This window comes from Sutcliffiella horikoshii (genome assembly GCF_021991925.1).
In the GTDB taxonomy this organism is placed as follows: Bacteria; Bacillota; Bacilli; order Bacillales; family Bacillaceae_I; genus Sutcliffiella_A; species Sutcliffiella_A horikoshii_F.
The window spans coordinates 44309-58107 of record NZ_RXZI01000006.1 but is presented as its reverse complement, the minus strand read 5'-3'; the positions used below and the strand labels follow the sequence as shown (position 1 = coordinate 58107).

Sequence of the window (13799 nt, the reverse complement as noted above, 5' to 3'; positions counted from 1 at the left end):
AGAATTACCACGTCTCCAAACAAAAAAACCGTATGGAGATCATTCATCCATACGGTCTTTCATTTGTTGCAATATTTTCTTTTCTAATCGGCTCACCTGCACCTGGGAAATCCCAAGACGCTGTGCGACCTCTGTTTGGGTCTGATCCTTATAGTAACGCAAATACACAATCAACTTTTCCCGTTCATCGAGTTCTTCGATTGCCTCTTTCAAGGCTATTTTATCGAACCAGCGATGCTCGGAATGGTCAGCGATCTGGTCTAAGAGGGTAATAGGGTCTCCATCATTTTCATAGACGGTTTCGTGAATGGATGAAGGCGCACGTGCCGCTTCTTGTGCAAGTACAACTTCCTCCGCTGTAATCTCCAGGAACTCTGCTATTTCGTTGATGGTCGGTACCCTGCCATATCTTTTGGATAATTCATCTTTTGCTTTCCTGATCTTATTGGCCACTTCTTTTAAGGAGCGGCTTACCTTTACACTTCCGTCGTCCCGGATGAATCGCTGAATTTCACCGATAATCATCGGGACTGCGTAAGTGGAAAATTTCACGTCATAAGATAGGTCAAACTTATCTACCGATTTCAATAGGCCGATGCAACCTATCTGGAACAGGTCATCGGGCTCATAGCCCCTGTTCATGAAGCGCTGAACGACTGACCAAACAAGCCTCATATTCTTTTGGACTATCGTATCTCTCGCTTCTTGTTCACCGGACTGACTTCTTTTTATCAGTTCTTTCACTTCATGATCTTTTAAGTATGTTTGTGCTTGGTTCTTGACCTCGACATCCATAGGCTTAGCTCCTTAATTACAAAGCGCTTTGCTCTTAGCTAAATACTTGGTCATACGGATTGAGGTGCCTGTTTCTCTTGATGAATGAATTTCTACGTAATCCATAAAGTTTTCCATGATGGTAAACCCCATACCAGAACGCTCGAGCTCAGGCTTAGTAGTGTATAACGGCTGTCTAGCTTCTTCTACATCATCAATTCCCATACCTTCATCCTTAATGGTGATATGGACAGCTCCGTCCTCTAATTCAACAGAGATGTAAACAGTGGCTTTAGGGTCGTTGTCATAACCATGAATAATGGCATTTGTCACTGCCTCTGATACAACTGTCTTTATTTCAGTCAACTCATCCATGGTCGGATCCAATTGCATGATGAAAGCCGCTACCGTTACCCTTGCGAACGATTCATTTTGGCTAAGTGCAGAAAATTGCAGGTGCATTTGATTATTCATTATGCCACCCCCAGTTTCTGCAGGGCATTTTGTTCGCTTTCTTCAAGACGAATAATCTTGAACAATCCCGACATTTCGAACAGTCGTTTAACTGCTGGTGAAATAGAACAAACCACCATTTCTCCACCGTTATTCTTAATTTGCTTGTACCGGCCAAGTATGACCCCAAGTCCCGAGCTGTCCATGAAGGACAATTGCTCCAAATTCAAAATAATATGAGAAATCTGGTGTTTTTCAATAATGGCTGTGGCTTGATTCCGCAAGTTTTCAGCTGTATGGTGATCCAATTCTCCTGCTAAACGAACACAAAGAACATTTTGTTTGACTTCCAAATCAACGGTAAGACTCACTGCACTTTCCCCCTTGTGGAAACTTTGTTCAGTGAGTCAATTTCTATATTTAAATTCGGAATTCCTGCCTAAAGACAAAACTAGTGTTAATTCGCTAAAATCCTTTGTTCTAAAAAAGCAGTTGATTAATCCAGTTTTGAGAAGTGGCCCATGGACCGTTTGAACAATTGCCACCAGCTAGCTTCCATGCTGTCTTTCCCAGCAACAAGGTCGCTTTGTGATAATACTTTTCCGTCTTTTTTAAGAACGAGCTCTCCAACCTTATCTCCTTTTTTAACAGGAGCCTTCACGTTTTCGTCGACGGTGATCTGTTTTTCCACATTATCAACATTTTCACCTTTTTTCGTTAAGACGGAAATCGGCTCGCTTGTAACGACGTCCACTTCTTTTTCAGAACCTTTACTGATATCAACCTTCGCTACCGCTTCGTTTCTTTCATACATCGGGTGCGTTTTGTACTGACTGAAAGCAAAATCAAGCATATTAGTGATTTGTGCATTTCTATCTTTTGGTGTTGGAGCGCCAAACACAACAGCAATCACTCGCATATTGTCTTTTTTCGCCGTTGCTGTCAAACAATACTTCGCTTCTTGTGTGAAACCTGTTTTAACACCGTCCACTCCAGGATAAAACCTTACGAGTTTATTTGTATTGACCAACCAAAACTTCTTATCCGTATTTTGGCGAAGATAGTCCTCATATTGACCTGTATATTTGGTGATACCTTCATATTTAAGTAATTCTTTCGCCATTACCGCCATATCATTTGCCGTACTATAATGTTCTTTCGCAGGCAATCCGGTAGGGTTTTGAAAGTTAGTGTTTTCAAGCCCCAGATCCTTTACTTTTGCATTCATCATTTCCACAAAAGCTGCTTCTGAACCTGCAATACGCTCAGCCATCGCGACAGATGCATCATTCCCTGATGCAATAGCGATACCACGCAGCATTTCATCTGTAGTCATTTCTTCACCAGGCTCAAGGAAAATCTGCGATCCTCCCATAGACGCTGCATATTCACTAGTTCTGATTTTCTCATCCCACGTCAATTCACCTTTATCAATAGCTTCCATAATCAATAGCATTGTCATGATTTTCGTCATACTCGCAGGCGGCAATTTTTCGTGTCCGTTTTTCTCATACAACACCTGGCCAGTATCTCGTTCAATTAAAATAGCAGATCTTGCATTCTCTGTAAGTTGAACACCTTTTTCTTCCGCCCCTACAACAGGACTAAATGCGGAAAAAGTAAAAGCAATTGCAATTATTGCGGTTATAAACTTTTTCATCCTTAGACCTCCAATCATATTCCATACTTCACATTTTTTCCAAAAAGATTGGTTTTATACTAAGTTTTGGAAGTGGAGGGAAATATTTTTAACTAAGAATACAAAAAAGCCCTACCACTAAGGTAGGACTGTCTCAAAACCATTCATTATTATTCAGAAATCGTATCGTATACAAGCGGCGGAACTTTTACATCCCCATTTACCACCTTAATGCTCTCATACAATGCTTCTTTTACTTTTGTAAGATCTTCTTGGTTACTATGGATGGTAGCGAGTGATTCGCCTGCTTCCACTTTATCCCCAATCTTCTTGCGAAGGACAATACCTACTGCAAGGTCGATCTCGGAGTCTTTGGTCGCTCGGCCTGCACCAAGGAGCATAGCTGCCGTACCAACAGAGTCAGCAACAATTTCAGAAACCACACCAGCTTCTTTTGCTTCAAGCTCAACCACATGTTTAGCTTGAGGTAACTTCTCTGGATTATCAACAACTGAAGCATCCCCCCCTTGAGCTTCCAAGAAAGTCTTCAAAGTATCAATTGCAGCTCCAGAACGGATAACTTCTTCCAGCATACCGCGAGCTTCTTCTAATGTAGAAGCTTTTTCAGCTAAAAGAACCATGTAGCTACCTAGCTCCAGGCATAATTCTTCCAAGTCTTTAGGACCCTCGCCACGTAACGTGTCGATTGCCTCCTTGATTTCCAAAGCGTTTCCGATCGCAAAACCAAGCGGCTGACTCATATCTGAGATAACGGCCATTGTTCTACGGCCGACGTTGTTTCCGATATCCACCATGGCTTTTGCGAGCTTTTTCGCTTCGTCCAAGTCTTTCATAAACGCGCCGGCACCAGTTTTCACGTCCAATACAATCGCGTCTGCTCCAGCTGCAATCTTTTTACTCATGATGGAGCTGGCAATCAACGGAATGCTGTTTACAGTTGCTGTCACATCACGCAAAGCATAAAGTTTTTTGTCGGCCGGAGTAAGGTTTCCACTCTGTCCAATAACAGCTACTTTATTTTTGTTGACATAGTCAATGAATTCCTGGTTGTCGATTTCTACGTGGAAACCAGGAACGGACTCAAGCTTGTCGATGGTTCCTCCAGTGTGACCAAGGCCACGTCCGCTCATTTTAGCAACTGGTACACCGACGGCTGCTACAAGTGGTGCAAGTACTAATGTTGTTGTGTCGCCAACCCCACCTGTACTGTGCTTGTCTACCTTGATTCCTTCGATTGCAGAAAGGTCTATCGTGTCACCGGAGTGAACCATTGCCATAGTCAAGTCTGCGCGCTCTTGATCGTTCATTCCCTGGAAGAAAATCGCCATGGAAAATGCGCTCATCTGATAATCTGGAATGGATCCGTCTGTAAATCCTTTGACGATGAATTGGATTTCTTCTGTTGATAATTCTTTTCCGTCACGCTTCTTTTGAATAAGGTCTACCATTCTCATCCCGAAACACCTCTTATTTTCTATAAAATGTACTGCATTAGACACATCTATTGATTTTCGCACAGGGCTTCATTTTCCTCGACGGTGCTTGAGACTTCTCACAACTGTCAACCTATCTCTACCTCCCGCCGGGGCCTTCCCCCTACGCTACAAACACAGCTGAAGTATTCTAAATCAACTCCGAAATAATGGACTAAAACTAACTAGCTTACATTCCTTTTACAATGGTTTTTACGAATTGAAGGAAGTTCGCTTTTACCATTTCCGTTGTTTCCATTACCTCGTCGTGTGTTAATGGTTGGTCAAGGATTCCCGCTGCCATATTGGAGATACAAGAGATTCCAAGCACCTTCATCCCACTATGACGAGCAACGATTACTTCCGGTACAGTGGACATTCCCACAGCGTCCCCACCAAGTGTACGAAGCAATCTTACTTCTGCAGGTGTTTCATACGAAGGACCTGTGTTCCCCACGTATACACCCTCTTGAACTTTTAGGCCGATTTCTGCCGCCACGTTTTTAGCCAATTTGCGCAATTCCTTGCAATATGGTTCGGACATATCTGGGAAACGGGCTCCAAGCTCATTGTTGTTTGGTCCGATCAGTGGATTTGTTCCCATGTTGTTGATGTGGTCGGATAGGATCATCAAATCTCCCGCTTCAAAACTTTCATTTACACCACCAGCAGCATTAGTAACAATCAATTTTTCTACACCCAAATATTTCATAACTCGAACTGGAAATGTTACCTTATCCATTGCATAGCCTTCATAGAAGTGGAAGCGGCCTTGCATCGCGATAACCGTTTTCCCTTCCAACGTACCTATGACCAGCTGTCCTGCATGCCCTTCCACTGTGGAAACAGGAAATTCTGGTATCTCTGTGTAAGGTATTACTGTTGGGTTTTGGATTTCTTCCGCCAAGACACCAAGTCCTGATCCAAGGATAAGACCGATTTCCGGTTTGTTTGATAATTTTTCATTGATATAACCAGCAGATTTTTTGATAGCTTCTAAATTCATGATTATGTTCCCCCTAGTTTAAGTCTTGTAAAAAGCTTTTTCCGTGCTTTGGCATTCTGGTATTGAAGTTGTCTGCAATCGTAGCTCCAATATCGGCAAATGTTTTACGGATCTCCAACTGTTTTCCTTCTTTATGTTGAGGTGAGTACACCAATAACGGAACATATTCACGAGTATGATCTGTACCAGGCGCCGTTGGATCGTTTCCGTGGTCGGCTGTGATAATCAAAAGGTCTTGTTCTTGCAGGTTCGCAAACACTTCAGGAAGTCTCGCGTCATACTCCTCCAAGGCCTTTCCGTAACCTTCCGGGTCCCTTCTATGTCCAAAAACCGCATCAAAATCAACTAGATTCAGGAAGCTAATTCCTGTGAAATCCATTGCAGTCGTTTCCACCAATTTATCCATGCCATCCATGTTAGATACGGTGCGAAGAGATTGTGTGACTCCTTCACCATCATAGATATCGGAGATCTTCCCGATGGAAATGACATCATAACCGCTATCTTTCAGTTCATTCATGACCGTACGTTCGAATGGTTTTAAAGCATAGTCATGACGATTAGATGTGCGCTTCCAGTTACCTGCTTCCCCTATGAAAGGACGCGCAATGATGCGTCCCACCATATACTTCTCATCCAAAGTCAACTCACGTGCTATTTTACATATGTCATACAATTCTTCAATGGGAACAACGCCTTCATGTGCTGCAATTTGAAGCACGGAATCTGCAGATGTATAGACAATCAATGCCCCTGTATCTACGTGTTCCTGTCCAAGCTGATCAAGGATTTCCGTTCCACTCGCAGGGATGTTCCCAATAATTTTGCGACCAGTTCGCTTTTCTAGTTCTTGGATCAATTCATCAGGAAATCCCTCAGGGAAAACACGGAATGGTGTGTCGATTCGCAACCCCATGATTTCCCAGTGGCCAGTCATTGTGTCTTTTCCACTTGACGCTTCTTCCATTTTCGTATAGTAGGCAAGGGGCTTTGCCGCTTTTGGGACCCCTTTGACTTCTTCAATATTACTTAGACCGAGCTTGGCCATATTCGGCATGTTTAACCCGTTCATATGTTCCGCAATATGACCTAATGTATCGGCCCCTTTGTCGCCGAATTTTTCTGCATCAGGTGCCTCACCGATTCCAACTGAATCCATCACGACAAGGAACACTCTTTTATATGTATAAGAACTCATTTCGTAACCTCCTACAAACTATCGATCTCGATTTACCTCTTGTATTTTCCCCTTTTTCACAAAGGATAGTCATACATGTGTGTACTTCTAATTGTCAGAAGTCTGACCTCTAATCCCAGTATAAACAAGCGCTTTCAATCTTGCAATTAAAATGCTAAAAAAAGACTGTTCAGATAGTTTGAACAGCCTCTTCCACTACCACAAACAATCTATGCTCTTGGATGGAACATGGAATAAACATCCTTCATGCGGGTTTTTGTTACATGGGTGTATATTTGGGTGGTGGAAATATCGGCATGACCTAACATCTCCTGAACGGCACGAAGGTCCGCTCCATTTTCCAGTAGATGTGTGGCAAAGGAATGCCTCAAGGTGTGCGGAGTCAGCTCTTTTTCAATTCCAGCTTCCTTCGTCAACTTCTTCAAGATCTTCCAGAAGCCTTGACGCGTCAAGCGATTTCCATAAAGGTTAACAAATAAAGCATCTGTGCTTTTCTTTTTGGTTAGTTGATTCCGACTTTCTTCTATATAACTTACTATGGCACTCTGAGCCATTTTCCCCAATGGTATGATTCTTTCTTTATTTCCTTTTCCGATACATCTTACAAACCCCATTGTCATATGAACATCGCTAAGATTCAGGGATATAAGCTCCGATACACGCATACCAGTTGCATAAAGAAGCTCCAGCATTGCTTTATCACGCACTCCAAATACCTTGGAGGTATCCGGGACCTCCAGTAAGGCCTGTACTTCTTCCACGGACATTACTTGAGGAAGCTTCTGCTCCTGCTTCGGCCGATCGATATGTACGGTAGGATCTTGTGTTGTGACTTTCTCCCTAAGCAGGAACTGATGAAACGAACGAATGGAAGCAATATGTCTGGCTATCGTTTTGGACGATTTCCCTTTTTCTGTGAGGAATTTCAAGAACTGAATGATGGTGGCACGAGTTACCTCATCCAAGGATGGTATCTCTTCCACCTTATTTAAATAGAGAAGATAGGACTTCAAGTCCCGCTCATAAGACACCACTGTGTTCGTCGCAAGTCCCTTTTCTACTACCAAGAAATGAATAAAATCTTTTAATTGATCCTGCAATACCCTCTACTCCCCGTAATGATAGAAGAACACTAAGCGCTGTAGCCAGCCCTCATCCCTTTCCTCCACCATTTTTGTCACTTTCACCGCTGCACCCTCCGGCTCATCATAGCGATGATAATTCTGATACTCTTGATTGATCCACATGATTCCATAGTAAAATAAAACCGTGCAGCCAGTAAATAAAATGAATACTTTAAATGTATTATAGCATGAATCAATGATACTCTTCATGAAAGTCGACCTCCAATTGTACAAGTTTTTCCTGATACTTGTCTTATTAGAAGGTATGACAAAATAATGAAGATTTATACCTTTAGAAGTCATGTTTTGTGCAAAATAAAAAACCTTTTCCATGATAGTTGGAAAAGGTTTATGTATTTTCTTCCTCAGTTGGACTTTCCGGCTCCTGGCATCGGTGACAAATGCCGTGAAAGGTCAATCGGTGATCTTTTATTTTGAAGTTCCAATCACGTTCTACTATCGCCTCTACATCTTCCAACAAATCATCCTGAATTTCATCTACCGCTCCACACTCGATACAAACCAAGTGATGGTGGAAATGCTTGGCTCCTTCTTGACGAAGGTCGTATCTGGATACTCCATCGCCAAAATTTATTTTATCGACAATTTTAAGTTCAGTTAGTAGTTCTAATGTACGGTAAACCGTAGCTAGTCCAATCTCAGGTGACTTTTCTTTTACGAGGAGGTAGACATCTTCCGCACTTAAATGATCCTCTTCATGTTCAAGCAACACACGGACCGTTGATTCCCTTTGAGGAGTCAGCTTATAGCTAGCGGAGTGCAGTTGTTTTTTTATGCGATCTATCCTATTTTCCATCTTTCGTTCCCTCCCTCGCTTTACCTTTTTATTTTATCGAAAGGGCGGGAAACTGTCAAAGAAAAAAATAATGATTATAAACAAGTGTGGATAATCATTATCATATAAGTATCAATCTAAAATAGAAATGACTGTTTTCATAAACACCGGTGAAACCAACGCTTCTATTAGCGATGCTCCCACAAGCAATAAACAGATAAAACCCATGGCCGCACTATATCTGATGAATTGCTGAAAAAATGGTTCCTGTATCCTTTTCACGAACTGTTGCCTAATCATTTTCAAGGAAAATGCCACCGCCAACGTCCCGATGATAATATAAGCTGGAATGGCAATCATGTTCTGTGGAAGGATAGCTACAAAAGATAAGAGGAACCCTTTCCAACTTAGCTGGTTCACAAGAAAACCTACCGTGAATCCAACCACAACCCCTTTAAGGAATAGTAAAATCAAGATGACCGGAAGACCGATAATGGAAATACCAAGCACCCACATAAGTAGTACATATTTTATATTGTGAAAGTAACTTTGAAAGAAAATATCTTTTGCATTTGCGAACTGCCCTTCTTCGACTTGTCCAAAGAAACGGCTCAGATACACAAACAGGTCCTGTTTTTGAGAAAAGTTCATGCTATTGACCACGATGGCCCCAAATATCACTCCCATAAAAAAAAGTACGACAATAAACAGATATAGAGAGGAGTGTTCTTTTAAATGCCCTAGTAATATAGTAAACCGCGACTGTTTTTTCATCCCTCTTCCTCCTATCACTCACTTACTAGATTGTATGATAGAGGTGAGGAAGTATGACTCTAGAGAGGGAGAAATTTTTATGGGCTTTTTCGTGGTTCGTTGCGGTCGTATGAAGATCATTGTTCCCTTACTATCAAGCCGATGTAAAAATCTTCATTCTTCACTTATTCGACCAAACCTGCCTCCCCCTCCGGCTTTTAACGTTACCTTTCCGCTTCTAGCAGCCACAATCAGACTCGCGACCTTCTCACCGACTACTTTCACCAATTCTTCAAAGCTTGCTTCATGCAATATCCCCATCTCTGTTCCAAAGACTCCTCTCAATTTCGCTAAGGTTTTAGGTCCCACCCCTGGTATGAAATCCAATGGCACTTGATGGATGTATGGCGGACGAGACCTTCTGGGTTCATTACTACCAGCAAGCTCCGAAATCCGATCGGAAACCCCTCTTATGAACTTGGCATGTCCACAAACATGACATGCATCCTTCCCTTGTAAAGGATGAGAAAAACACTTTTCACAAACGGTCGTAAAATACTTTCCAAGCTGGGGACTGAGACCGTAATTAGCGACCACTTTTCTCCCTTCCACTTCCTTCAAAGCCAGACGCAGCTCCTCGAAGGTCGGCTCCTTCATCCGGACCCTTTGATACTCCCTCGCAATTTTCCCGACCGAATGAGCATCAGAATTAGAAAGAAAAGCATACTTTTCCAGCTCCTCCAGCCTCTCTGCCATAGAGGTATCCGAACTTAAACCAAGTTCCACAGCATCAATCAATCCTGGTTCGAACACTTCGCTCAAGCTCGATTTCACACCCTTGCCATACAAACTTTTAAAAGGTGTAAACACATGAGCAGGGATGAATAAACCGCCTAACCTTCTTACTTCATGCTGAATCTCAGTTGCATTTTCATACACCCTTTGAGTAGACAACGTCACATTTTTCATACGGTTACTTAGCCAGTTTGAAAACTCCACCATTTTCTCCACTGTCTTCATATAACAGAGGGCGTGAATCATACCTTGGCAGTTTTCATCAAAAATCTCTATTTCCGCTCCTAAAATAAGTGTTACATCACCAATCCGGATTCCTCCATCTGTTAACTCCGAAACCTCATTCCTAGCAAGAGAGTTTCTTAGACCTACCAAAACTTCTGGAACTTGACAATCGATCACCCCAATCATATCCAACCCTTTTCGAAAGCGCGCTTCTTCCAAAACAGCCTCCAATGTCAACTTATTGGAGGCTGTGATTTTGACCGGTTTGCCACTGGCAGTTCCTCCTAAATGTATATGTAAATCTACAAAATATTCCTTCATGACTCTTCCCTACTTTCGCATCAACGCCTGCAATTGCAAATACTGCACTGCATAAGCCGTTTTCGCATCATAGATCTCCTTCTTTTCAATAAGACCCATTGCCTCTTCCAATGAAACTTCCAACAGGTCCACAAACTCATCTTCATCTAACTGGTGTTCCTCGGTATCTTTTCTCAACCCCTTTGCAATGAACAAGTGTACCAATTCATCTGCAAATCCTGGAGAGGTGTAAAAAGAAATCAACGGTTCCAACTCGTCACAGGTATAACCTGTCTCTTCCTGAAGTTCCCTTTTGGCCGTCCCTAGAGGCTCTTCTCCCATTTCAAGCTTACCTGCAGGAATTTCGACCAAAGCCCGCTCCATCGCTTTTCGGTATTGGCGGACCATGACAATTTTATTTTCATCCGTTAAAGCAATAACCGCCACTGCCCCTGGGTGTTTAATTATTTCCCTCTTACTTGTTTTACCGTTCGGAAGTTGAACGTCCTCTACATACAAATCAATGATTCTTCCTGAAAACAATTTTTCACGATGTAACGTTTTTTCTTTTAAATGATCCATCCTGACCACTCCTTGTTCTGTTGTCTTTCATTTCTTCATACATTCTACCATACAAGGGATGGGAGGAAGAAAAGTGAAGGTCTATGTTCGTTCAAACAATATCGTTTTGGTGGGAAAAGCTTGGGAAATCAGAGACAAACTTCAGGAATCCGCCCTTCATCATGTATATGTCACAACCTGGATCAATGCTTTAAATGATGGTATCGATAAGCACCATAGCTAGTTATCGGATACCTAAATAGTAATCATTTGTAGAATGCCCCTTCTTTTAGGTAAAATAGCCAAAAAGGAGGGCTTTTTTTGATACCTAAAAACCAACTTGGAAAATCTGAGTTATATGTAAGCCAGCTCGGACTTGGCTGTATGTCTCTTGGAACGGAAGAAAAGAAAGCGACCGAAATTGTAAAGAAAGCACTGGACCTTGGTATCAATTATCTTGATACAGCCGATCTCTATGATTTTGGCAAAAATGAAGAAATTGTGGGAAAGGCTCTAAAGGGCCAGCGGGATAAAGTCATTCTTGCCACTAAAGTTGGAAACAGTTGGACTTCTGGGAAAGAAGGTTGGGAGTGGGATCCTAGCAAAGAACATATCCTCTCTGCAGTAAAAGACAGTTTACATAGACTGCAAACCGACTATATCGACCTGTATCAGCTTCACGGTGGGACGATTGATGACCCGACTGATGAAACCATTGAAGCTTTCGAGGAATTGAAGAAAGGTGGATACATACGGGAATATGGAATATCCTCCATCAGACCAAATGTGATAAAGAGATTTGTAGAAAGATCATCTATTGTTTCTATCATGATGCAATATAGCATGCTTGATACACGCCCAGAAGAATGGCTGGATTACTTGCATGATAACAACATCAGCGTGATTGCGAGAGGCCCATTGGCAAAAGGATTACTGTCAGAGCGTGGGCTTGAAAAGCTACAGGAAAAATTCAATGGGAAAAGCTACCTTGATTATAGCAATGAAGATCTCTCTGAACTTTTGCCTAAGCTCACACAACTATCTGGTGAAAAACCGCTTCAATCGTCCGCTTTCCATTATTGCCTGTCACATCCGGCAGTTGCCGCAGTTATCCCCGGCGCAAGCTCCGTGGGACAATTAGAAGCAAATGTCAGTGCCATATACGAACAAGAGCTGTCGGTGGATGAATACAAAGTTTATAAAGAGCTTTTGAAACAGTCTATCTATGAATCCCATCGGAACTAAGCAATGTCCCAATGGTTTTTAGTGTATAGACAAAGTCATTTAGAGAGGTAGTTACCCTGTTGATCGCAACCTGCAACGAAGATCAACTGTTAAACAGTTAACCTAAATAATTTAAAGTTTGTCAACAGTCTATAAGCAGTGTCCCAAATAGGGATACTGCTTTTACTTTACTTAAAATAAGGAGTCTGAAAGAACAATAAATTGAAACTTTTTCCATACCATAACGTATAGTAAAATGACTCATTCTTTGCAAGGAGGGGGATTTATGAAAAGATTCTTAATTACATTATTGCTTGTATTGGTAGCAGAAATTGGTATTCTCTTTGGAATTTCCACATACTTTGACTTCAACCTATTAAGCACCATGTTTTTTGGTTCGCTCTTCTTTGTCTTCATTGCATTCTTCACAAGCTCGTCCGGAGATATTTTCACCAAAAATTCCGAAGCAGCAGTATTAAACTCTATGGCTGGCAGATATACTCCCAAGCATACAACACCTACTCTAAAAATAGGACCATTCTTACTGGGATCTTTGCTTTGTGTGGTAGTATACTTTGGTATGGCAATTTTCATAGGCTAGACTTCATCAAAAGAGATAGTGATTCCATTGGGTTATTATCTCTTATTGTTTTCCCATAACCATGCATCTTTATCTGTTCGTCGTACAAACTCTGACTTTCCATTCACATACTTTTCCGGGTCATATAAAAATTGAGCAGACAGCTTTTCTTTTAATTCACTATATTCAAGGGCCTTTTCAGGAAAAGCCCTTAGGTAGTCCCTGAACAAGAGATGCCTTTTAATTTCCTCATTTCCTTCTAAATAACAATGTACATGATGAGACCTTTCTTCTCCTCCCTTTTGAAAGTACCGTCGCCCCTTTATTCCATTTTCTCCTTTAGCCTCATAGCCCAATCCTTTCATTTCCTTACTTAGTTCATCCATTTCATCTAATGAAGTAACTTCCATTAAGATATCAATAATGGGCTTCGCCTTAATTCCTGGAATGGCAGTACTACCGATATGATGAATTTTTATGGCCACTTCCTCTAAAGCATGTAGCAAGCGATTCTTTTCAATTAGAAACTCTCTTTCCCATTCAGGATTGTAATCCCATACTTCCATTTTTCTAGGCATCCTACTTAAACTCTTTCCAATTCTGATTGCTCTCTTCAAATAACTCTTCAAATGATTTATTTTTTTCTTTCAATCGCTTTTCTTCTTTTATCCTTGCTGCTTCTTGTTCTTTTTGCTGTTGTTCTGATTGGACAAGCTTGTCTTTCATGGATTTCAGTTTAGAAAAGACATCCCTTTCCAATTGATCTTTCACTGACACTTTCTCCTCCCTCTTAGTTGCTGCTGGACTATGATTCTTCTTTTGCTTTTTCTTCAAGACAAGCTCACTCCTAATAACATTTTCTACTAGTATAGCAAATT

18 protein-coding genes are annotated in these 13799 nt (G+C 41.6%); 3 read left to right on the top strand and 15 right to left on the bottom strand.

The genetic code is table 11. The annotated features are described in order from the left end of the window. Window positions 1-39: 39 nt before the first annotated feature. The 13 genes from sigF to EKQ44_RS15210 all read right to left on the bottom strand — a co-directional run bounded on the left by sigF (window position 40) and on the right by EKQ44_RS15210 (window position 11138). Entirely contained in the window at window positions 40-795 is a 756-nt protein-coding gene (sigF, locus tag EKQ44_RS15270; RefSeq protein ID WP_063560593.1) for an RNA polymerase sporulation sigma factor SigF, read from the bottom strand. A gap of 12 nt (window positions 796-807) precedes the next feature. Continuing rightward, on the bottom strand, window positions 808-1248 hold the full coding sequence (gene spoIIAB, locus EKQ44_RS15265; protein WP_063560592.1) for an anti-sigma F factor: 441 nt from the start codon (window positions 1246-1248) through the stop codon (window positions 808-810). Next, window positions 1248-1598 (bottom strand): anti-sigma F factor antagonist, encoded by a 351-nt coding sequence (gene spoIIAA / locus EKQ44_RS15260; protein WP_063560591.1) that lies wholly within the window; start codon window positions 1596-1598, stop codon window positions 1248-1250. The genes spoIIAB and spoIIAA overlap by 1 nt, the downstream gene beginning before the upstream one ends. Window positions 1599-1723: 125 nt before the next feature. Continuing rightward, window positions 1724-2887, bottom strand: coding sequence for a D-alanyl-D-alanine carboxypeptidase family protein (locus EKQ44_RS15255; protein WP_237664410.1), 1164 nt, complete (start codon window positions 2885-2887; stop codon window positions 1724-1726). A 149-nt stretch (window positions 2888-3036) separates the two neighbouring features. After that, a complete protein-coding gene (locus tag EKQ44_RS15250; protein WP_237664409.1) occupies window positions 3037-4341 on the bottom strand; it encodes a pyrimidine-nucleoside phosphorylase in 1305 nt (434 codons plus the stop codon). Window positions 4342-4549: 208 nt separating this feature from the next. Beyond that, on the bottom strand, window positions 4550-5365 hold the full coding sequence (locus tag EKQ44_RS15245) for a purine-nucleoside phosphorylase (protein WP_237664408.1): 816 nt from the start codon (window positions 5363-5365) through the stop codon (window positions 4550-4552). Between the two features lie 13 nt (window positions 5366-5378). Further along, entirely contained in the window at window positions 5379-6563 is a 1185-nt protein-coding gene (deoB, locus tag EKQ44_RS15240) for a phosphopentomutase (protein ID WP_237664407.1), read from the bottom strand. Window positions 6564-6772: 209 nt separating this feature from the next. Beyond that, window positions 6773-7663: a site-specific tyrosine recombinase XerD gene (gene xerD / locus EKQ44_RS15235; RefSeq protein WP_237664406.1), complete on the bottom strand. Its 891-nt coding sequence runs from the start codon at window positions 7661-7663 to the stop codon at window positions 6773-6775. A gap of 6 nt (window positions 7664-7669) precedes the next feature. Further along, window positions 7670-7897 (bottom strand): YqzK family protein, encoded by a 228-nt coding sequence (locus EKQ44_RS15230; RefSeq protein WP_237664405.1) that lies wholly within the window; start codon window positions 7895-7897, stop codon window positions 7670-7672. Window positions 7898-8036: 139 nt separating this feature from the next. Beyond that, on the bottom strand, window positions 8037-8504 hold the full coding sequence (fur, locus tag EKQ44_RS15225) for a ferric iron uptake transcriptional regulator (RefSeq protein WP_237664404.1): 468 nt from the start codon (window positions 8502-8504) through the stop codon (window positions 8037-8039). 111 nt (window positions 8505-8615) lie between these two features. Then, window positions 8616-9257: a stage II sporulation protein M gene (spoIIM, locus tag EKQ44_RS15220; protein WP_237664403.1), complete on the bottom strand. Its 642-nt coding sequence runs from the start codon at window positions 9255-9257 to the stop codon at window positions 8616-8618. Window positions 9258-9410: 153 nt separating this feature from the next. After that, window positions 9411-10577, bottom strand: a complete 1167-nt coding sequence (locus tag EKQ44_RS15215; RefSeq protein WP_237664402.1) for an endonuclease Q family protein — start codon at window positions 10575-10577, stop codon at window positions 9411-9413. Window positions 10578-10586: 9 nt separating this feature from the next. Beyond that, window positions 10587-11138 carry an NUDIX hydrolase gene (locus EKQ44_RS15210; protein WP_237664401.1) on the bottom strand — a complete coding sequence of 184 codons (552 nt, stop codon included), beginning with the start codon at window positions 11136-11138 and terminating at the stop codon, window positions 10587-10589. A gap of 73 nt (window positions 11139-11211) precedes the next feature. On the opposite strand from EKQ44_RS15210, the gene mciZ reads away from it, so the two are divergent. The 3 genes from mciZ to EKQ44_RS15195 all read left to right on the top strand — a co-directional run bounded on the left by mciZ (window position 11212) and on the right by EKQ44_RS15195 (window position 12942). Beyond that, on the top strand, window positions 11212-11361 hold the full coding sequence (gene mciZ, locus EKQ44_RS15205; protein WP_237664400.1) for a Z-ring formation inhibitor MciZ: 150 nt from the start codon (window positions 11212-11214) through the stop codon (window positions 11359-11361). Between the two features lie 80 nt (window positions 11362-11441). Further along, window positions 11442-12362 carry an aldo/keto reductase gene (locus tag EKQ44_RS15200; RefSeq protein WP_237664586.1) on the top strand — a complete coding sequence of 307 codons (921 nt, stop codon included), beginning with the start codon at window positions 11442-11444 and terminating at the stop codon, window positions 12360-12362. 265 nt (window positions 12363-12627) lie between these two features. Further along, window positions 12628-12942 (top strand): hypothetical protein, encoded by a 315-nt coding sequence (locus EKQ44_RS15195; protein ID WP_237664399.1) that lies wholly within the window; start codon window positions 12628-12630, stop codon window positions 12940-12942. A 35-nt stretch (window positions 12943-12977) separates the two neighbouring features. On the opposite strand, the gene EKQ44_RS15190 is transcribed toward EKQ44_RS15195, so the two are convergent. Together EKQ44_RS15190 and EKQ44_RS15185 are read right to left on the bottom strand one after the other, a co-directional pair. Beyond that, window positions 12978-13487, bottom strand: coding sequence for a GrpB family protein (locus EKQ44_RS15190; protein WP_237664398.1), 510 nt, complete (start codon window positions 13485-13487; stop codon window positions 12978-12980). Between the two features lie 13 nt (window positions 13488-13500). Then, window positions 13501-13755, bottom strand: coding sequence for a YqkE family protein (locus EKQ44_RS15185; RefSeq protein ID WP_237664397.1), 255 nt, complete (start codon window positions 13753-13755; stop codon window positions 13501-13503). Window positions 13756-13799 lie beyond the last annotated feature (44 nt).

What these genes read in the sequence shown, in the direction of transcription:
- fur (WP_237664404.1), bottom strand. Translation starts at nt 8,504, where the DNA reads ATGGAAAATAGGATAGATCGCATAAAAAAACAACTGCACTCCGCTAGC.
- spoIIM (WP_237664403.1), bottom strand. Translation starts at nt 9,257, where the DNA reads ATGAAAAAACAGTCGCGGTTTACTATATTACTAGGGCATTTAAAAGAA.
- deoB (WP_237664407.1), bottom strand. Translation starts at nt 6,563, where the DNA reads ATGAGTTCTTATACATATAAAAGAGTGTTCCTTGTCGTGATGGATTCA.
- EKQ44_RS15250 (WP_237664409.1), bottom strand. Translation starts at nt 4,341, where the DNA reads ATGAGAATGGTAGACCTTATTCAAAAGAAGCGTGACGGAAAAGAATTA.
- EKQ44_RS15255 (WP_237664410.1), bottom strand. Translation starts at nt 2,887, where the DNA reads ATGAAAAAGTTTATAACCGCAATAATTGCAATTGCTTTTACTTTTTCC.
- spoIIAB (WP_063560592.1), bottom strand. Translation starts at nt 1,248, where the DNA reads ATGAATAATCAAATGCACCTGCAATTTTCTGCACTTAGCCAAAATGAA.
- EKQ44_RS15190 (WP_237664398.1), bottom strand. Translation starts at nt 13,487, where the DNA reads ATGGAAGTATGGGATTACAATCCTGAATGGGAAAGAGAGTTTCTAATT.
- sigF (WP_063560593.1), bottom strand. Translation starts at nt 795, where the DNA reads ATGGATGTCGAGGTCAAGAACCAAGCACAAACATACTTAAAAGATCAT.
- EKQ44_RS15245 (WP_237664408.1), bottom strand. Translation starts at nt 5,365, where the DNA reads ATGAATTTAGAAGCTATCAAAAAATCTGCTGGTTATATCAATGAAAAA.
- EKQ44_RS15210 (WP_237664401.1), bottom strand. Translation starts at nt 11,138, where the DNA reads ATGGATCATTTAAAAGAAAAAACGTTACATCGTGAAAAATTGTTTTCA.
- EKQ44_RS15195 (WP_237664399.1), top strand. Translation starts at nt 12,628, where the DNA reads ATGAAAAGATTCTTAATTACATTATTGCTTGTATTGGTAGCAGAAATT.
- EKQ44_RS15215 (WP_237664402.1), bottom strand. Translation starts at nt 10,577, where the DNA reads ATGAAGGAATATTTTGTAGATTTACATATACATTTAGGAGGAACTGCC.
- EKQ44_RS15230 (WP_237664405.1), bottom strand. Translation starts at nt 7,897, where the DNA reads ATGAAGAGTATCATTGATTCATGCTATAATACATTTAAAGTATTCATT.